Below are 19,163 nucleotides of genomic sequence, written 5' to 3' on the forward strand. Positions count from 1 at the left end.
GCTGAGCGGACGAGCCGGAATCACTCCTCGGGCACCCGCACCGGGAACAGCAGGTCGTCGAGGGCGACCTGGGTCAGCGGCTCGGCGAAGTAGTAGCCCTGGCCCAGCTCGCAGTTGCCGCCCGCCAGCGAGGTGAGCTGACCCGCGTGTTCGATGCCCTCGGCGATCGTGGACAGCTGCAGGGCTCGGCCCAGCTGGATGATGCCGTGGGTGAGGGCGGCCGCGGTGGGCTCGTCGACCACGTCGTCCACGAAGGACTTGTCGATCTTGATGATGTCGACCGGGAACTGCCGCAGGTAGGCGAGCGACGAATAACCCGTACCGAAGTCGTCGATGGCCAGGCGTACACCCAGAGCTTTGATCGCATGCAGGCGGTCCAGCGTCGCCGGGCGGTGGTCCACCAGGAGACTCTCGGTGAGTTCCAGGGTGAGGCGGTCGGCCGGCAGGCCGGCCGCGTCGAGCGCGGACCGCACGACGTCCGGCAGGACGGTGAGCTCGAGTTGGACGGCGGAGACGTTCACGCTCACCGTCAGTGGACGGTCGGCGCGGCGGGCGTTCCATTCCGCGATGCGCATGGTGGCCTCGCGCAGCACCCATTCGCCGATCGGCACGATCATGCCGGTTTCCTCGGCGAGCGGGATGAACTCGACCGGCGGGATGATCCCGCGGATCGGGTGCAGCCAGCGGATCAGGGCCTCGACGCCGGTGATCTCGCCGGTGCTGAGCTGGACGATCGGCTGGTAACGCAACTCGAACTCGTGCCGGACGATCGCGCGGCGCAGGTCGCTCTCCAGGTCGATGGTGGCCTGGAAGGCTTCCCGCATGGCCGGCTCGAACATCTCGTACTTGTCCTTGCCGTGCTTCTTCGCCTGGTACATCGCGAGGTCGGCGTCGACCATCAACTCCTGCGCGCCGAGTTGGCCGGGCTCGCCGTAGGCGATGCCGATGCTGGCGCTGATGTACGCCTCGGCGCCGTTGAGGTCGAACGGCGCCCGCAGCTGGTGGAGCAGCCGGACGGCGATCGGCTCCGCCTCGGTGACGTCGACCAGGCCCGGGAGAAGGATCGCGAACTCGTCCCCGCCGAGCCGAGCCGCCACGTCGTCGTCGCGCAGGCAGGCGCGGATCCGGTCGGCCACCCCGGCGAGCAGTTGGTCACCGGCACCGTGGCCGAGTGAGTCGTTGATCATCTTGAAGCGGTCGAGGTCGATGAACAGGACGGCGAGACCGCCCGAGTCGGCGGCGAGGGCTTCCTCCATCCGGGTCTGGAAGAGGGAGCGGCTGGGCAGCCCGGTGAGCGAGTCGAGGAACGCCAGGTTCATCGCCTCGAAGGTGCGCGCGTCGGTGATCGCGAGGCTGATGTGCTCGGCAAACGCCAGCAGCATCTCCTGGGCGGACTTGTCCCATTCCCGGGACTCGCTGTACATGCCGACGGTGAGGCTGCCGACCGCGACGCCGTTCTCGTGCACGGGGGCGGCCATCACCGAGCGCAGGTGCGCCTTGGTCATGGCCGGCATGGCGATCGGGCACGACTGGTAGTCCTCGACCAGCACCAGTTCGTCACCGAGGATGGCCAGGCCGGAGATGCCACCGGCGGTCAGCGGCAGCCGGTCGGCCTGCTTGGCGAGTTCCTCGGGCACCCCGCTGGACGCGACCATCAAGCCGGTCGTCGGGTCGTCGCGGTCGACCAGATTGAGGCTGGCCATCTCGACGTCGAGCAGTTCACGGGCGGCGTGCGTGACGGTTTCGAGGATCTTGTTGAGGGGGGACCGCCGGGCGATCGCCCGCTGCACCTCGGTGAGCTTCTCGAACAGCAGTTGCCGCTTCTGCAGCGAGTCGAGCAGTCGGTCGTTCTCCTCGGCGTAGCGCCGCTCGCTCGCCAGCATGTGCAGCGAGTTGAGGCTGAGCTGGAAGACCCGCGCCATGTTGCGCAACAGGGTCACTTCGGCGGCGCTGAACGCGAGGCCGTCGGGGAGCAGGCGACCGAGGACGAGTCGCGCCGGGGCTTCGCCCCCGATCTCGGCATAGGTGAGGGCATAGCGATGGCCGGCGACGTCGATCGACCCGGGCCGGCCGGCGAGGGCATAGACGGGTACGTCGTCCGCGGCCAGTCCGACGACGGCGGCCACGCCCTCGTCGATGAGCAGGACGGCCAGGTCGGCCTGGAGAGCACGGGCGGCACAGTTGACGGCCGCACGTTGCACCGCCGGGCTGTCGGGCCGGTCGGCGACGACGGACAGGAACTCCGTCAGTTGCTGAGTCGCTTGCACGGGATGCAATGTCGGCCGGATCGGGCGGTTCCTGAGGAGAAGCCCGGTCACACAACCTCGGTCACGAAACGGTCGGACTTCACCGGCAAACGGGCAGTCGTTTTGTCGATCTTGCCCAGTTAACGGGGGAAAAGTATTGCAAGCCGTTGATGGCCAACCGGGCAATCACCCAACTAACTTGCCTGGATGGTGATACGGGCCACACGTTTCTCCGGTGTTACAAATAGTCCACGGTTGATCTGGACAAGGGGGGCGCGGTGAATGGGGAGGAGCGACAGCATCAGATCGTCGCGCTGGCCCGCCGGCACGGAGAGGTGAATGTCGCCAAACTGGCCACCGAGTTGGACGTCTCCGCCGAAACCATTCGCCGCGATCTGCGACGGTTGGAGAAACACGGCCTGCTCCGGCGTACGCACGGCGGTGCGTACCCGGTGGAGACCGCCAAGTTCGAGACCGATCTGGCTATCCGCACCACGCGTGGGGTGCCGGAGAAACGGCGGATCGCGGCCACCGCGGCGAGCCTGCTCGGGGACGCCGAGACGATCTTCATCGACGAGGGCTTCACCCCGCAATTGATCGCCGAGGCGCTACCCACCGACCGCCCGCTCACGGTGGTCACCGCCTCACTGAACACCGCGGCCTGGCTGGCCGCGAACTCGCCGGCCACGGTTCTCCTGCTCGGCGGCCGGGTCCGCGGCCGAACGCTCGCCACCGTCGACCACTGGGCCGCCGGGATGCTCTCCGGCTTCGTGCTCGACCTGGCCTTCATCGGCGCGAACGGGATCTCGAGGGAGGCCGGTCTGACCACGCCCGATCCCGCGGTCGCCGACATCAAGGCCCACGCCGTACGGGCCGCCCGCCGGCGCGTCTTCGTCGGCGTACACACCAAATTCGGGGTCCGCACGTTCTGCCGTTTCGCCGAGATATCTGATTTCGAGTCCCTGGTCACCGACACCTCGCTCCCGATCTCCGAGGCCCATCGCTATGCCCGGCTCGGCCCTCAAGTAATTCGCGTCTGAGCAATTCCGAAGAAACCCAAGCCGTTTTCGAATAAAACGGAGGATCCCTCATGCCCAAAAAAGCTCCGCAAAGATGGCTCGCCATCGCCGCGGCCGGCCTATTGCTGCTGACCGCCGGCTGCTCCGGGGCCGGCTCGACCGGCGGCGGAAGCGGCGACTCCGGTGACAAGACGATCACCGCCCTGATGGTCGGCAACCCGCAGATGGAGGACATCCAGAAGCTGACCGCCGAGAACTTCACCAAGCAGACCGGGATCACCGTGAAGTTCACGATCCTCCCGGAGAACGAGCTTCGCGACAAAGTCACCCAGGACGTCGCAAACCAGGGCGGACAGTACGACGTGGCGACTGTCGGGGCGTACGAGGTGCCGATCTGGGCCAAGAACAACTGGCTGCACGAGCTGTCGACGCAGGCCCAGGCCGACTCCGCCTACGACGCCGGTGACCTGCTCAAGCCGATGGTCCAGTCGCTCACCGGGGAGGACGGCAAGATGTACGCGGCGCCGTTCTACGGTGAGTCGTCGTTCCTCATGTACAACAAGGAACTCTTCGCAGCCAAGGGCCTGACCATGCCCGAGCACCCGACGTGGGCACAGGTCGCCGACTTCGCCGCCAAGCTCGACGACAAGGGCAAGGGCGTCGCCGGCATCTGCCTGCGCGGCCTGCCCGGCTGGGGCGAACTGTTCGCGCCGCTGACGACCGTGGTCAACACGTACGGCGGTACCTGGTTCGAGAAGGACTGGACCCCGAAGGTCAACTCCCCCGAGTTCACCGCGGCCACCCAGTTCTACGTCGACCTGGTCAAGAAGCACGGCGAGTCGGGCGCCCCGCAGGCCGGCTTCACCGAGTGCCTGAACACGTTCGGCCAGGGCAAGGCCGCCATGTGGTACGACGCCACGTCGGCCGCCGGCACGCTCGAGGACAAGAACGCGAGCAAGGTCGCCGGCAAGGTCGGCTACGCGTACGCCCCGGTGCACAAGACCGAATACTCGGGCTGGCTGTGGACCTGGGCGTGGGCGATGCCGAAGACCACCAAGAAGGCCGACGCCTCGTGGAAGTTCATCTCGTGGGCGACCAGCAAGGACTACGAGAAGCTGGTCGGCGAGAAGCTCGGCTGGTCGCGGGTGCCGTCCGGCAAGCGCACCTCGACCTATGCGATCCCGGAGTACAAGGAGTCGGCCGCCGCGTTCGCGGATGTCACGCTCGGCTCGATCGAGCATGCCGACCCGCAGAACCCGGGCGTGCAACCGCGGCCCGCGCTGGGCGTGCAGTTCGTCGGCATCCCCGAGTTCGCCGACCTCGGAACCAAGGTTTCGCAGGAGGTGAGCGCGTCGATCGCCGGCAGCAACACGGTCGACAAGGCGCTGGCCGACGGTCAGAAACTGGCCGAAGACGTGGCCTCGAAGCAGAAGAAGTAGTGACGATCCTGGCCGCCCGGCGGGACGAGCGCACCCAGGCGCCCGTCCCGCCCGCCAGGGGCGGAGCCAAGGACCGCTGGGTGCGCCGGGCACCACTGCTACCCGCGCTGATCTTCGCGCTGGTCGTGACCCAGGTGCCGTTCCTCTACACGCTTTACCTGTCCACGCTGAGCTGGAACGCGCTGCGCCCGGGCGACCGGCCGTTCGTCGGGCTGGACAACTACCTCACCGTCTTCCAGGACACCCGGCTCCAGTCGGCACTGGTCAACACGGTGCTGCTGACGGCGGGCGCGGTGCTCTTCTCGATCATCCTCGGCCTGGCGCTCGCGTTGCTGCTGGACCGTTCGTTCTTCGGCCGGTCGATCGTGCGGACCCTGCTCATCACGCCGTTCCTGATCATGCCGGTGGCGGCCGCACTCCTCTGGAAACACGCGCTCTTCAACCCGGCGTACGGCCTGATCAACGGCATTTTCGGCGGCAACACCGACTGGATCTCGGCATATCCGAAGGCGGCCGTGATCACCACGCTGGTGTGGCAGTGGACGCCGTTCATGATGCTGATCCTGCTGGCCGGCCTGCAGTCGCAGCCGCACGAGGTGATCGAGGCGGCCCGCGTCGACGGCGCCAACGCCTGGCAGATCTTCCGCCGGATGACCATCCCGCACCTGCGGCAATATCTGGAGCTCGGGGCCCTGCTCGGCTCGATCTACCTGGTCAACACGTTCGACGCGATCTTCACGATCACGCAGGGCGGTCCCGGCACGGCGACGACCAACCTGCCGTACGAGATCTACCTGACCACGTTCCGCAAGTTCGAGTACGGCGAGGCGTCCGCGGCCGGTGTCGTCGTGGTGATCCTGACGATCATCGTGGCGACCTTCGCGCTGCGGGTCATCTCCAGCCTCTTCCGGATGGAGCAGAACCGATGAGAGCCCGCCTGAGCCACACCGTGTGGGGCGTCGTCGCGTGGATCGCCGGGATCGTCTTCGTCTTCCCGGTGATCTGGCTGGTGCTGACCAGCTTCAAGCAGGAGCAGGCCGCCGCCAGCAACCCGCCGAGCTGGTCGTTCACCCCGACCCTGCACCAGTACGAGCAGATCTTCGATCGGAACATCACGCCGTTCCTGCTCAACTCGCTGATGGCCAGTCTGTTCTCGACACTGCTCGTGATCCTGCTGGCCACTCCCGCGGCGTACGCCCTCTCGCTGAAGCCGGTCGCGAAATGGACCGACAGTCTGTTCTTCTTCATCAGCACCAAGATGATGCCGGCCGTGGCCGCGCTGCTGCCGGTCTATCTGCTGGCCAAGCACCTCGGCATGCTCGACAACGTCTGGACGATGGTCATCCTCTACACGTCGATGAACCTGCCGCTGGCGGTGTGGATGATGCGGTCGTTCCTGCTGGAGGTACCGCGGGAGGTGCTCGAAGCGGGCGAGGTCGACGGCGCCGGCCTGCTCACCTCGATCCGCCGGATCATCCTGCCGATCGTTTCGCCCGGACTCGCCGCCACCGCGCTGATCTGTTTCATCTTCGCCTGGAACGAGTTCTTCCTGGCGGTCAACCTGACCGCCACCAACGCCGGCACCGCCCCGATCTTCCTGGTCGGCTTCATCTCCTCGGAGGGCCTGTTCCTGGCGAGGTTGTGCGCCGCCGCGACGCTGGTGTCGCTGCCGGTGCTGATCGCCGGGTGGCTGGCGCAGAACAAGTTGGTCCGCGGCCTGTCGATGGGTGCCGTCAAGTGAGGGCGTAGCCGAATGCCCATTGAACCGTAAGGTCAACAGTCCTTTGTGCCAACCCTCTGACCGAAAGTGAGTGAAACGATACGGGTAGTTGTCAGAGGGCTCCGGATCAGGCTCAATGGATCTGTGGGACCGCAGGATGAGTTGCCGCACACCCTCGCCACAGGCCGCATCGGCGCGGCCGCCGTCACGTTCTTCGCGCTCGCCGCGACCGCGCCGATCGCTGTCCTGACGAGTGTCGTGCCCGCCGCCTTCGCCCGAGGCGGCGGGCCGCTCGTCCCGCTGTCCTTCGCGGGCATCACGATCCTGCTGCTGGTGTTCGCCAGCGCCTACTCGGCGATGGTCCATCGTGCTCCCTACGCGGGTGCGATGTACGCGTACGTCTCGAGGGGTCTCGGCCGCCCCGCCGGCCTCGCCTCGGCCTGGCTCGCTCTCGCCTCGTACCTCGCGATCCAGCTCGGGCTCTACGGCGTCGCCGGGGTCGCGGCCGCCCCGCTGCTGCACAGCTGGTTCGACGTCGAGGCGCCGTGGTGGCTGGTCGCCGCGATCTGCTGGTCGCTGGTCGCGCTGCTCAGCAACATCCGCATCGAGGTCGCCAGCGGGCTGCTGGCCCTGCTCGTGCTGGCCGAGCTCGCGGTGGTGGCCGGGTTCGCCACCGCCAACGTGCTCAAACCGGCCACCGGTCACCTCGACGCCGACGCGATCCTGCCGTCCGGCGCGGTCGATCGGCCCGCCCTCGGCCTGCTGCTCGCGGTCGGGGTGCTGGCGTTCGTCGGTTTCGAGACGGCCGGTACCTATGCCGAGGAGACGATGCGCCCTCGTCGGGAGGCGGGCTATGCGGCGTACGCGTCGATCGGGGTCGTGGGTCTGCTCTTCGCCGTGGGGTCGTGGTCGGTGAGCGTCGGCGCCGGGGTGCGCGACGTCGGACCGCTGGCCGGCGCGCGTGGCTCGGAGCTGGTGTTCGATCTCGCCGCCGCCCGGCTGGCGCCGTGGGCCGTGACCGCCGGGCGCATCGTGCTGGTCGCCGCGCTGGTCGCGGCCGCGCTCGCCCTGCACAACGCGATGTCCCGCTACCTCTACGCGATGGGCCGCGAACGCGCGATGCCCGCCTTCCTGGCCCGCACCGCCCACCGCACCGCGGCCCCCCGCAACGCCTCGCTGGTGGCCTCCGCGCTCAGCCTCGGCGCCCTGCTCGCCGCGTACCTGGCCGGGGTGCGCACGCCGTCCGTCCTCGCCCATCGGCTCACCGCGATCGGCGGCCTCGGCATCCTGGTCGTGCTGCTGGCCACCGCGCTCGCCGCGCTGTTGCACTTCAACCGCGTGCCCAACGGCGAGGGCACGTGGGGCCGTTTCCTCGCCCCGATTCTGTCCACAGTGGCCCTGGGCACCCTCGGCTACCTCGCTTTCCGGAACATTCCGGAGCTGCTCGCGGTGCCGCCGGAGTCGGCTCTGGTCTGGTCCGTGCCCCTCGGTCTCGCCGCGGTGGGCGGGATCGGACTGCTACACGGCGCCGCGTTGCGCGGCCGTCGGCCGGTCGATTACGCGGGTCTGGGCCAGGGCGGAAAACCCGTCGTGGTCACCCCGCCGGCCAAGCCGCAGACCAAGATCTCCCGGGTGCCGCGACAGCGCGAACCGGGAGCTCACCGACCCGAGCGAGTCGATCGCTGAGTCTTATCCGGGAGGTCGGCCATGCTTCTCGACATCGATCGCTTTCATGCGCTTGGCATGGACACGGCCACCGGCCGCTATCGCCACAACGAGGCGGAGACGGCACTACGGATCGAAGCGGCGCTCGGGGTACGACTGACCCGGGCGCCGCGTTGGTCTCGGGCCGACTGGTTCGACGAGTTCGGCGTCTCCTACGACGCGGTCGGCCCGTTCTCCGCGTTCCGCTTCGAGCAACAATGGCGCCGCTTCTCGCAGCAGATCCTGCTACATCTCAATAAGGCACAATTCGTGCCGGTGGACGTCTCCCTGTTCGCCCCCGCCCAGATCGAGGTAATCGAACTGTTCATCGCCACCCACCGGCTGGCCCCGCGCGTCTTCACCCTGGGGCACTGATGGCCGCGCTGATCATGGTCCGCCCCGGCCGCGACTGGCAGTCCTCCGGCGGCCTCTTCGACTGGACCCTGGAATACCTGATCCCCCGCCTCACCGACCCCACCACGGCCGAGTGGCTGCGCACCGTCGTCGAGGAGAACCTGGGCAGCCTGTGGATTCCCGACCTGCCGTACGAGGCCCAGTCGGAGATCTACCAACTGCTGCGCGCCGACCTGCTGCGCGCCGCCGAACGCGAACTGCCGGAGGCCGCCGTCGCCGAGCTGAGAGAGCTGATCGCGCTCACCTACTGACCGGCCCGGGATCGGGGATCACGCCGCGAGGGCCGTACCGGTCAGGAGCTCCTCGAACTTCTCGGGCGGCAGCGGGTGCGCGAAGTAGAAGCCCTGAGCCGACTCGTAGCCCAGATCCTGCAGGCGGGTGGCCTGGTCGGGAGTTTCGACACCCTCGGCCACCGCGGTCAGGCCGAGGCTGTGCGCGACGGTCAGGACCGTGGCGGCGATCGGTGCGCGGCCGGGCTCGGCCCGGGTGAACGAGCTGTCCAGTTTCAGCTCGTCGACGGGCAGGTCGGCGAGCATGGCCAGCGAGGAATCGCCGGTGCCGAGCGCCACCCGCACCCCCATCGACCGCAACTCGGACACGCTCGGACAGGACTCCGCCGGGTCCATCGCGGGCGCCTCCAGGGTGAGGCGGTGGGGCTCGATGCCGTACTCGTCGAGGACCACCCCCACCGAATCGGCGAAGCCGGGCTCGCGGAGATCCCGGGCCGAGACGTTGAGGTTGAGGGCCAGATCGGCATCCCAGGCGGACAGCTGGCGCACCGCGGCACGCAGCACCCACCGGTCGAGCGGCACGATCAAGCCAGTTCGCTCGGCGATCGGGAGGAACGCCTGCGGCGGCATGGTGCCGTGTTCCGGGTGCCGCCAGCGCACCAGCGCCTCGACGCCGAGCACGCGCCGGTCCGGGAGCGCGACGATCGGCTGGTAGAGCAGGTAGAGCTGGTCGTCGTCGATCGCCTCGCGCAGTTCGTCGCCCAGCTGCGCGTGGTCCGCGCTGGGCTGGGCCAAGGCCGGCGTGAAGTGCAGGTGCGCGGTGCCGTTGACCATCTTGGCGGCGTACATCGCGATGTCGGCCTGGCGCAGCAGGAGGCTCGGGTCGTCGCCGGCATGCCCGTCGGCGATGCCGATGCTGGCCCGGATCGGCAGCTCGTGGCCGTCGGCCAGGACCGGCCGGCTCAGCGCCTCGATCATGCGCCGGGCGGCCAGGTCGGCGGCCTCCGGGGTGGCGCCGTCGAGCACCACGACGAACTCGTCCCCGCCGAGCCGGGCGACCGTGTCCTCGACCCGGATGCAGCCGGCCAGCCGCTGGGCCACCGCGATCAGCAACAGGTCGCCGACCTCGTGGCCGAGGGTGTCGTTGACCTCCTTGAAGTCGTCCAGGTCGATGAGCGCGACGGCGACCGGCCGGCCGTCGGGGGCGGTCAGGGCCTTGTGCAGGCGCTCGTGGAACAGCACCCGGTTGGGCAGCTGGGTGAGCGCGTCGTGGGTGGCGCCGTGGTCGAGGCGGCGCAGCAGCCGGCCGTTGTCGACGAACGCGGTCATCTGACGGAGCACCACGAGGGCGGTCAGCGCCACGGCGCTGACCACGATCACCCGGCGGTCGGGGGCGGCGTCGGGCAGGGCGACGCTCAGGAGCAGGGCATCGACCGCGGCGACCGCGACATAGGGAAGGACGCTGAAGCTACGGCGACGCGGCTCCCGTACGCCTCGGCGCGGCGCGTAGTCGATGGCCCGTTGTTTCTCGGCGGCCCAGGCCCCGAAGAAGAACACGGCCGGCAGGGTGACGATGTCCGGGAACAGGTGCGGGTCGATCGGCTGGAGCAGGGGCCGGAGGGTGGGGCCGACGGCGCCGAACGCGACCGCCACCCCGATCAGCCGCATCGCCTTGCGGTCCAGCTGCGACGACGTGGAGGTCAGCAGGACCTTGGCGACGGCGAAGACGGCGAGCATGGCGAGCGTCGTGATGGCCAGCGTGGTCCAGACGATGCCCGGGTCGTCGCCGCCGAAGGCGTACCTGGTGGAGAAGTGCCAGACGAATACCGCGCAGGCCAGCATGACGGTGCCGGCGTCCAGGACGATCCGGAACAGATCACCGCCGGCCTGCTTGCCGAACGGCAGTCGCAACATCGCGTAGATGGTCACGATGACCGCGATACCGTCGAAGATCACCTGACCGAGCCCGAGGTGCGGGGCCGACCCACCGGTGGCGACGGCGTCCACGGCCTCGGCGAGAGTGCCCAGGCTGACCAGCACGGCGACCACGTGGACGTGCCGCCAGAACCGCCGGATCGGTGGTGGCATCCCCTCGGTCCGAGCGGTACGCCGCACGTTGACGGTCATCAGGACCGCCCCGGCCATCGCCGGCAGCCACACCAGCGTCCAGGGCAGCACCGGGTGGATCGCGTTGACGACCAGGAACAGGAACGCGAGCGCGGTGACCGTCGCGGACGCACGCAACATGCGCCCGCCCGGCAGTCGGGACCACAGCGCACGGGTCATCCGAATCTCCTCACCAGGTTTCTGCCCGGCTTGGATCGGCGGGGGCGGCGGCGAGGTGAGGAAACGGCCTGTGACGCTGCTCCTATTCACCGAGCTGTACTTTGTTGACGTGCTACGACCCGCGGCGTACGCCGAACGCGATCTGATCCTTCCCTGGCGCAACCACCCGTCGGTCCGTGCGATCAGCCTCACGACGCACGAGATCCGGCCGGAGGAGCACGCGGCCTGGTGGGAGAAGAATTGGACAAATGTTCTCATTTATGAGGATGAGGGCACTCCGGCCGGCGTCGTAATCTTCAACGGGGAGACCTGGTCGTTCTACCTCGATTCCGAGGGGCTCGGGCGGCGCATGCTGCCGGCCTGGATGCGGCTGGAAAAAGAGGCGATCGAGTACGCCTTCGGCACGCTCGGCCTTCAACGGCTCGACGGCGAGACCCTCGAGGAGAACAAGCAGGTCCTGGCACTGCACCGGCGCTTCGGCTTCCGGGAAACCCGTCGATACGAGCGCTCCGTCGACGGCATCATGAAGACCGTCGTCGTGACGGAGAGAGGCAAAGATGACTAAGTTCGGGCCCGACAAGCGGCCGTACATCGTCGCGGAGATGTCCGGTAACCACAACGGCTCGCTCGACCGCGCGCTGTCGCTGGTCGACGTGGCGGCGGAGGCCGGCGCCGACGCGATCAAGATCCAGACCTACACGGCCGAGACGATGACCGTGGACGTCAAGCACCCCCGGTTCCAGATCTCCGAGGGTCACGAGCTCTGGGGCGGCGAGTACCTCTACCAGCTCTACGAGCGTGCGCACACGCCGTGGGAGTGGCACCAGCCGATCTTCGAGCGGGCGCGCGAGCGCGGCATCGAGGCGTTCTCCAGCCCGTTCGACCGCACCGCGGTGGACCTGCTGGAGAAGCTGGACGCCCCGATGTACAAGATCGCCTCCTCGGAGATCACCGACCTGCCGTTGATCCGGCTCTGCGCGAGTACCGGCAAGCCCGTGATCATCTCGACGGGGATGGCCTCGGTCCGCGAGATCGCCGCCGCGGTGGAAGCCGCCCAGGGCGCCGGCGCGACCGACGTGACCGTGCTGAGCTGCACCGCGTCCTACCCGGCGCCGCCCGAGGAGACCAACCTGCGCCGCATCCCGGTGCTGGCCCAGATGCTCGAGGTGCCGATCGGGCTCTCCGACCACACGATGGGCATCGGCGTGCCGGTGGCCTCGGTCGCGTTCGGGGCGTGCCTGATCGAGAAGCACCTCACGCTCGACCGGGCGGACGGCGGCGTCGACTCGGCGTTCTCGCTGAACCCGGAGGAGCTGCGGCTGCTGCGGGTGGAGTCGGAGCGGGCCTGGCAGGCGCTCGGCACCACGCACATCGGCCCGACCGAGCACGAGAAGGAGGGCCTGCGCTTCCGCCGCTCGCTCTACGTCGTGACGGACGTGAAGGCCGGCGACAAGGTCACCCCGGAGAACGTCCGCTCGATCCGGCCGACCGGCGGGCTCGAGCCCGACTCGATCGGCCTCGCGCTCGGCCGCACCTTCACCAGCGACGCGGCCAAGGGCACACCGCTCACCTGGGACCTGATCTAGGCCCGTTTGGCGCGACGGCCGCGGAGAAATTTGCGGCCGTCGCGGCCCACCACCCGGTAGGCCTCCCGGGCGAGCACCATCGCCTTGCCCGGGAACTTGCTCCGGTAGAACTTGATCTCGCGTTCCATCTTGCTGAGCTGGTTGTCCCGGGACTGGATGATCGTCTCGGTCCACTCCATCAGCGCGAGCAGGTGACTGGCCTGGTAGCGCTGGCGCCAGAGCGCCTCGGTCAGCTCCCGGAAGCCCTCGACGTCGACGGGCGCGGTGCCCGGCGTGACCGCCAGCAACCGCAGCCGCAGCGTCTGCTGCTCGGCCAGGCCGAGCTCGAACTCGGCCGCCTCGCGCTGCACGTGCAGCTCGACAGCCGCCCGGACCTGGGCGTCGGAGATGCCCCGGCCCACCATGCCGAGCATGGTGGCGGTCAGGTCGACGGCGCTCGAGCTGATCGGCCAGGGGTGCGGCTGGGCCGAGGTGATCAGCTGCACCGCGAACTCCCACAGCGCCCGGACCAACGCGGTCTCCAGCGGCACCGGCTCGATCGGCTCCCAGCGGGTCGGCAGCAGCGTCGGGCCGGACGGCGTGACGAACACGTCGGCCAGGCCGGCCAGGGCAACCGGGCCAGTCAGGGCAACCGGGCCGGTCAGGGTGCCGTCGTCGGCCTGCTCGGCCAGCCACGACGCGTAGCGGCTCAGCTCGGCGCGCAGCTCGGTCAGGTCGGCGGTGGCGGCGAGGTGCCGCACGCGCTCCTCGAGCACGAACCCGTCGGCGGCGGGGGCGGCCGGCTCGGCGATGCGGCGCAGGCCTTCGCGTTCGATCGGCGCGGTCAGCGGCTCGAGCACCTCGGTGCGGACCTCGCCGTCGCCGGCGGCGCTCACCGCGTACGTGAAAGAACCGCGCCGGTCCCCGACCAGCAGCTCCCGGCCCTGGATGGTGGGGGTCGCACTCACCCCCGGCGCACGCGCGATGACCAGCCACGACGGTGCGACGGTGTTCTCCGCGCCGGCCCGCAGGGCCCGGTGGACCAGGCGGCGCGGGTCGCTGAGCACCGCCCGGCCGCGGAAGCCGGCCGCGAACACCTGGGCGAGGGCGGTGCCGAGCCGGGAACGCAACGGCGAGTCGACGTTGCCGAGCAGGCCCGGCCCGACCAGGATCGTCGGCGCCGACGGCTCGGGGAACGCGGCATAGCTGACATCGACCAGCAGACCCGCCGCGGTCAGCCGATCAATCAGCTGCTCGCTGGAGGCGGGGCGGTGCGGATCGTGGTCGTCCACCGGGTACCACGCCGCGTCGGTGGCCTCCCGGGCGCCCGGGTCGAGCCGCACGGTGTGATGCACGCCGAGGTGATTGTCATGGGCGAGCAGGAGCACCCCGTCGGGGCGGACCGCCGCGGCCAGCCGGTCCAGCAGCTCACCGGCCGACATCTGGTCACCCTCGGCGGAGTTGAGCCGGTCGACGCCGTCGGCCGCCAGGACCAGGTCGAAGCGCTGCTCGGGGTCGAGCCGGACGAGCGCCCCGGCCAGCACGGTGGCCCGCGGGTGAGCGTGCGCGGCGTTCTGCGCGTCGCCGAGCGAGCGCAACAGCCAGAACACCTTGGCGCCGCCGTCGACCAGGGCCGCGACCAGGTCGTCGGCGTGCGGGCCGGCGACCAGCACGCTGCGGCCGGGGCCGGCGAACTGGCCGGCCAGGTGACGCAGCAGGGCGCCGGTGGGTCGTTCGGGACCGCGGGCCGGGTCGGCGTCGGTCCACGAGAACATCTCGTCACCGACGCGCCGCAGGTTGGACACCGGCGGAGCAGCCAGGGCGGCGGCGTAGTCCGTGCCCTTGGCAGGTACCAGAGCAGCGGTGTCCGACATGCTTCTGCCTCTCACTGGTGGCGGGCGACTCGACACTACGTCACGTTTCCGCCCGGGACGCCGCCCCGTCAGGCCGACCGGGAAAGGTACCACCGAAGAGTAAATTTTCGGGTTTTCAGAGGCATCAATCGATTGCCGGGTTTGTCAGCTGGACCAGCACCGTGTGCTTGATCACCTTAACTGGGTTCTGAACAGGGAACGCTTGCGACTGTCACCTACATTGGACGCCGCACAACGTGAATCGTCCTCAGATCACGTCCCGGGGTCAGGCGCCGCCACGACTGCCCCGGGCAGCAGGGCGCCGGCCCGGCGCGAGATATGCCCCCATTACGCGTCGGGCCGGCTTCCGTTCGATGGATCAAGCAACCCCGGCCAGCTCCGGCTCGCTCGGCGCCGGGCCGACCGGCTGGGCCGGCGGCTCGTGGGCGATCTGCGGCAGCCACCCCAGCCAGCGGGGCAGCCACCAGTTCTTCTCCCCGAGCAGGGCCATCACGGCCGGCAGCAGCACCGCCCGGATGATCGTCGCGTCCAGCAGGACCGCCGCCGCCAGGCCGACGCCGAGCTGCTTGGTCGAGGCCAGCGGAAGCGTCGCGAACAGCGCGAACACCGCCACCATCACGACCGCCGCGCTGGTGATGACGCCGGCCGTGCGGCCGATGCCCTCGCGCACCGCCTGCTTGGTCGACAGGCCCCGGTCATATCCCTCACGGATGCGGCTCAGGACGAAGACGTGATAGTCCATCGACAGGCCGAACAGGATGATGAAGAGGAACAGCGGCATCCAGTTGATCAGCCCGTCGGCCGCCTCGAACTGCAGCCGCTCCTCGAAGTGGCCGTACTGGAAGACCCAGACCAGCATGCCGTAGGCGGCCGCCACCGAGAGCAGGTTGAGCACCACTCCGGTGATCGCGACCACCACCGAGCGGAACGACACCAGCAGCAGGATGAAGGCCAGGCCGAGCACGAAGCCGAACACCCAGGGCAGACTCGCGTCGAGCCGGGCGTTGAAGTCGGCGTTGACCGCCATCTCACCACTGACCAGGGCGGTCGCTCCGGCCAGGGAACCGAATGTGGCCGGCACGACGCTTCCGCGCAAGGTGTCGAGCGCATCCTTGCCGACCAGGCCCACCGACACCACCGCCACCGTGCCGGCCGGGTTGACCCGCACCTCCACCGGCCCGCTGAGGGCCCCACCGCTCTTGGTGACCGCGGTCTCGAAGGCCGCCAACTGCTTGTCGAACTGGCCGCCCTTGACGGTGGCCGCCTCGATCACCACCTGGGCCGGTGACGTCTTGCTCGGGAAGGCCCCGTCGATCGCCTTGAAGGCCTGCACGACCGGCGCCTTGGGCGGCAGATCCTCGATGCCCTGACCCTTGGTCCGCAGGTCGACCACCGGGGACGCGATCACGGCCAGCGCACCGACCGCGACGATCGCCGAGAGCAGCGGCTTGGCCAGCACCAGCCGGAGGAAGCCGGACAACAGCCGGCCTTCGCTGCGCCGCCTGTACAACCCGGGAATCTTGATCGCGTCGACCCGGTCACCGAGCGCCGACAGCATGGCCGGCAGCACGGTGAGCGAGCCCAGCATGGTCGTCGCGACCACCAGGATGGTGCCGACCGCGAAACTCACGAACGTCGTGTCGAAGGTGATGAACATGCCCGCCATCGCCACGATCACGGTGAGGCCGGAGACCCAGATCGACCGGCCCGAGGTCTGCGCCGCGATCACCAGGGCGCGGTGCGCGTCCGCCCCGGCACGGCGCTCGTCGCGTTCCCGACGGATGTAGAACAGGCAGTAGTCGACCCCCACCGCCAGGCCGACCAGCAGCATCACGTGCATCGTCGTCTCGTCCGCCGGAGCCAGCCGGCTGGCCGCCGCGAGCAGCCCGATCGCGGCCACCACCGCGGTGACCGCGAGCAGGACCGGCAGCAGCGCCGACACCACCGCGCCGAAGGCGACGAGCAGGATGCCCAGGGTGACCGGGATGGACAGCATCCCCAACCGGCTGAGCCCCCGGTCGAGGTCGTCCCCGATCAGCTTGTCGGCGCTGGCGTCGCCACCCTCGGCGATGTAGAGATCGGCGTGTGCGGCCTGCACCCGGGCGACCGTGTCGAGGGCCGGCTGGACCCGCTCCTTGGCGGTCTCCGGATCGCCACCGATGCTGAACGTGACGAGCGACGACCGCTTGTCGGGCGACTCGATCGCCGGCTGCACGCCGGTCACGTCGCTGGTCGCGGTCAGCTGCCGGGTCAGGTCGGCGATCGCGGCTTTCCGGTCGGCGCCGGCCCGGTTCTGCACGATGACCATCTCGCCGGCCGGCCGCACCGGGAACCCGGCCTGATCGACGATGTGATCGGCCCGGCCCGAGTCGCCGTGGCCGTAGTCGGAGTCGACCGCATCCCGGGTGCCGATCTGCCCGCTGAGGATGGTCACGCCGACCACGAAGGCGATCCAGCCAAGTATCGCGAGCGTCCGATGGCGGGCGCTCCACATCGCGGCCCGTGCCGCGATCCCCTTTACGTCTTCCGTATTCCGCATGGGGAAGACGCTATTTTTCGGGGCGCTCAGTCTCGATGGGGCAGGCTGCCGTCTTCAGGGTGGTGCTAGCCCTACCCCTGGAGGTAGGCCAGCACCGCCAGCACCCGCCGGTGCTGCTCCTCGTCCTGGTGCAGGTCGAGTTTCGTGAAGATGTTGCGCACGTGCTTCTCCACCGCGCCGTCGGTGACCACCATCTTGCGGGCGATCGCGGCGTTCGACATGCCCTCGGCCATGAACCTCAGCACCTCGCGCTCGCGCGGGGTGAGGCTGCTCAGCGGGTCGTCGCGGCGCCGGCGGACCAGCAGCTGGCCGACCACCTCGGGGTCGAGCACGGTGCCGCCGGCGGCGACCCGGCGCAGGCCGTCGAGGAACTCCGCGATCTGCGACACCCGGTCCTTGAGCAGATAGCCGACCCCACCCGCGCGGTCGGCCAGCAGGTCATCGGCGTACGACACCTCGACGTACTGGGAAAGGACCAGGATGGGGGTGCCCGGGACCTTGGACCGCGCCTCGACGGCGGCCCGCAACCCCTCGTCGGTGTGCGTGGGCGGCATCCGGACGTCCACGATGGACACTTCGGGCCGGTGCTCGACGATCGCGGACACGAGCGAAGGCCCGTCGCCGACGGCCGCCACCACCGTGTGGCCGTTCTCCTCGACGAGCCTTATCAAGCCCTCACGCAACAGCACCGCGTCATCGGCAATCACCACCCGCATGCCGCCATGCTGTCAGATTCGCGGTGTCTCAGGTGCCTTGGAGGGGCAACGCAGCAGTGAGCCGCGTCCCCCCGCCGACCGGGCTCTCGACATGCAGCACGCCGCCGGCCGCTCGGACCCGGTCGTCGAGGCCGGCCAGGCCGTGCCCCTTGGCCAGACTGGCTCCGCCGACACCGTCGTCGGAGACCTCGACAAGCAGGCCGCCCGCCGCCCGCTGCACGCTCACCTGGACTTCGCTGGCGTGGCTGTGCTTCGCCACGTTGGTCAGCGACTCGGCGACCACGAAATAGGCGGTCGACTCGACGGCCGGGTCGAGCCGTTCGAACCGCGGCGCGTCCAGGTCGACCGGGATGGTGCAGCGGCCGGCGAGCGCGGTCAGCGCGGCCTGCAGGCCGCGGTCGACCAGGATCGGCGGGGCGATGCCCCGGGACAGGGCGCGCAACTCGTCGAGCGTCTCCCGGGTCTGGCTGAGCGCTTCGGCGACGGTGGCCCGGGCCGCGTCGGGGTCGGTGGCGAACTGCTGCTCGGCCCGGCCCAGATCCATGGCGAGGCGGACGAGGCGCTGCTGCGGCCCGTCGTGGATGTCCCGTTCGAGCTTGCGCAGGGCGGTCGCCTCGGCCGAGACGGCGGCGGCCTTCTGCTGCTGGGCGACCTCGCGGGCCTCGTTCGCCGCGGCCACCTGCCGGCGCAGGTCGTGGATCCCGCAGAGCAGACCCTTCGCGAAGTACGCCTCGAGCAGTGCCGCCCCCCGCACGACCCAGTACAGGGTGCCGAGGAAGAAGACGCCCGCGGCCAGGTAGAGCGAGACCTTGGTGCCGTAGCCGCCGTCGAAGCCCAGCAACTCGGGCAGGTCCTGGTCGTCCGGCCCGTTCGGCAGCGACCAGCCCCACAGCCCCCAGCTCAGGCCGCCGAGCGCGCCCGACCACCAGGCCACCACCAGGGCGAACGAGATGGTGCTCGGGATGAAGCGGAACATGGCGTGCAGCAGGTCGAACCAGCTCTGCCCATCGGTGAGCGGGGTGAACAGCCTGGCGATCGGACCGGCGCCCGGCTTGGACTTGTAATAGGGGTGCGGGAACTGCCTGCCGAACACCGGGCCGAGCCGGGCTCGTTCGACCGTGGCCAGGCCGCGCGCCACGTACATGGTGCCGAACAGAATGGGCAGGCCGATCCAGATGATCATCGTGCCGACGCCGAGCCAGAACAGCGTCATGCTCAGCACGATCGCGATGATCCCGAGCGGGAAACCCAGCAGAACGTATTGCGTGTCGATGCCCAGCTGGCGCAGGAACCCACCTCGGTGAGCGGGTGCGGCGGCTGCCTCGGCGTGGGTCGTTGTCATGCCTTGAACGCTAGGCATCGGCGGCCTCCCATCCGATCCCGCTGCCGCCCCGATCGGCAGTAGGGCTAA

General features: G+C 69.5%; 15 protein-coding genes. 9 read left to right on the forward strand and 6 right to left on the reverse strand.

What is annotated here, in order from left to right; translation table 11 throughout:
* Positions 1-20 precede the first annotated feature (20 nt).
* Positions 21-2,267: a putative bifunctional diguanylate cyclase/phosphodiesterase gene (locus Afe05nite_RS41295; RefSeq protein WP_239118603.1), complete on the reverse strand. Its 2,247-nt coding sequence runs from the start codon at positions 2,265-2,267 to the stop codon at positions 21-23.
* Positions 2,268-2,524: 257 nt separating this feature from the next.
* On the opposite strand from Afe05nite_RS41295, the gene Afe05nite_RS41300 reads away from it, so the two are divergent.
* The 7 genes from Afe05nite_RS41300 (at position 2,525) to Afe05nite_RS41330 (ending at position 8,793) form a co-directional block, all read left to right on the forward strand.
* The gene (locus tag Afe05nite_RS41300; RefSeq protein ID WP_203822812.1) at positions 2,525-3,286 is read left to right on the forward strand and encodes a DeoR/GlpR family DNA-binding transcription regulator; all 762 of its coding nucleotides are present in this window, start codon (positions 2,525-2,527) and stop codon (positions 3,284-3,286) included.
* Between the two features lie 50 nt (positions 3,287-3,336).
* Positions 3,337-4,704, forward strand: a complete 1,368-nt coding sequence (locus tag Afe05nite_RS41305) for an ABC transporter substrate-binding protein (RefSeq protein ID WP_203822813.1) — start codon at positions 3,337-3,339, stop codon at positions 4,702-4,704.
* The gene (locus Afe05nite_RS41310) at positions 4,704-5,633 is read left to right on the forward strand and encodes a carbohydrate ABC transporter permease (protein ID WP_203822814.1); all 930 of its coding nucleotides are present in this window, start codon (positions 4,704-4,706) and stop codon (positions 5,631-5,633) included. The genes Afe05nite_RS41305 and Afe05nite_RS41310 overlap by 1 nt, the downstream gene beginning before the upstream one ends.
* Positions 5,630-6,445, forward strand: a complete 816-nt coding sequence (locus tag Afe05nite_RS41315) for a carbohydrate ABC transporter permease (protein WP_203822815.1) — start codon at positions 5,630-5,632, stop codon at positions 6,443-6,445. Before Afe05nite_RS41310 ends, Afe05nite_RS41315 begins: the two co-directional genes overlap by 4 nt.
* Positions 6,446-6,568: 123 nt before the next feature.
* Positions 6,569-8,110 (forward strand): APC family permease, encoded by a 1,542-nt coding sequence (locus Afe05nite_RS41320; protein WP_239118604.1) that lies wholly within the window; start codon positions 6,569-6,571, stop codon positions 8,108-8,110.
* Between the two features lie 21 nt (positions 8,111-8,131).
* Complete coding sequence (locus Afe05nite_RS41325) at positions 8,132-8,503, forward strand: hypothetical protein (protein WP_203822816.1); 372 nt, start codon at positions 8,132-8,134, stop codon at positions 8,501-8,503.
* The gene (locus tag Afe05nite_RS41330; protein ID WP_203822817.1) at positions 8,503-8,793 is read left to right on the forward strand and encodes a hypothetical protein; all 291 of its coding nucleotides are present in this window, start codon (positions 8,503-8,505) and stop codon (positions 8,791-8,793) included. The genes Afe05nite_RS41325 and Afe05nite_RS41330 overlap by 1 nt, the downstream gene beginning before the upstream one ends.
* Before the next feature lie 18 nt (positions 8,794-8,811).
* Here the strand turns inward: Afe05nite_RS41330 and Afe05nite_RS41335 are convergent, their stop codons facing one another.
* Entirely contained in the window at positions 8,812-11,019 is a 2,208-nt protein-coding gene (locus tag Afe05nite_RS41335) for a putative bifunctional diguanylate cyclase/phosphodiesterase (RefSeq protein WP_239118605.1), read from the reverse strand.
* A gap of 148 nt (positions 11,020-11,167) precedes the next feature.
* Between Afe05nite_RS41335 and Afe05nite_RS41340 the strand changes: the two genes are divergently transcribed.
* Positions 11,168-11,623, forward strand: coding sequence for a GNAT family N-acetyltransferase (locus tag Afe05nite_RS41340; protein ID WP_203822842.1), 456 nt, complete (start codon positions 11,168-11,170; stop codon positions 11,621-11,623).
* The gene (gene pseI / locus Afe05nite_RS41345; RefSeq protein ID WP_203822819.1) at positions 11,616-12,644 is read left to right on the forward strand and encodes a pseudaminic acid synthase; all 1,029 of its coding nucleotides are present in this window, start codon (positions 11,616-11,618) and stop codon (positions 12,642-12,644) included. The genes Afe05nite_RS41340 and pseI overlap by 8 nt, the downstream gene beginning before the upstream one ends.
* Here pseI and Afe05nite_RS41350 read toward each other — a convergent pair.
* From Afe05nite_RS41350 to Afe05nite_RS41365, 4 genes are all read right to left on the reverse strand, one after another.
* Positions 12,641-14,497 carry a class I SAM-dependent methyltransferase gene (locus Afe05nite_RS41350; protein WP_203822820.1) on the reverse strand — a complete coding sequence of 619 codons (1,857 nt, stop codon included), beginning with the start codon at positions 14,495-14,497 and terminating at the stop codon, positions 12,641-12,643. The two genes, pseI and Afe05nite_RS41350, sit on opposite strands and share 4 nt — an antisense overlap.
* A gap of 358 nt (positions 14,498-14,855) precedes the next feature.
* On the reverse strand, positions 14,856-17,036 hold the full coding sequence (locus Afe05nite_RS41355; protein ID WP_203822821.1) for an MMPL family transporter: 2,181 nt from the start codon (positions 17,034-17,036) through the stop codon (positions 14,856-14,858).
* 71 nt (positions 17,037-17,107) lie between these two features.
* Positions 17,108-17,752 carry a LuxR C-terminal-related transcriptional regulator gene (locus tag Afe05nite_RS41360; protein WP_203822822.1) on the reverse strand — a complete coding sequence of 215 codons (645 nt, stop codon included), beginning with the start codon at positions 17,750-17,752 and terminating at the stop codon, positions 17,108-17,110.
* Between the two features lie 28 nt (positions 17,753-17,780).
* Positions 17,781-19,094 (reverse strand): sensor histidine kinase, encoded by a 1,314-nt coding sequence (locus Afe05nite_RS41365; RefSeq protein WP_203822823.1) that lies wholly within the window; start codon positions 19,092-19,094, stop codon positions 17,781-17,783.
* Between the last annotated feature and the right edge of the window lie 69 nt (positions 19,095-19,163).

Source organism: Paractinoplanes ferrugineus, assembly GCF_016862195.1.
Lineage (GTDB): Bacteria > Actinomycetota > Actinomycetes > Mycobacteriales > Micromonosporaceae > Actinoplanes > Actinoplanes ferrugineus.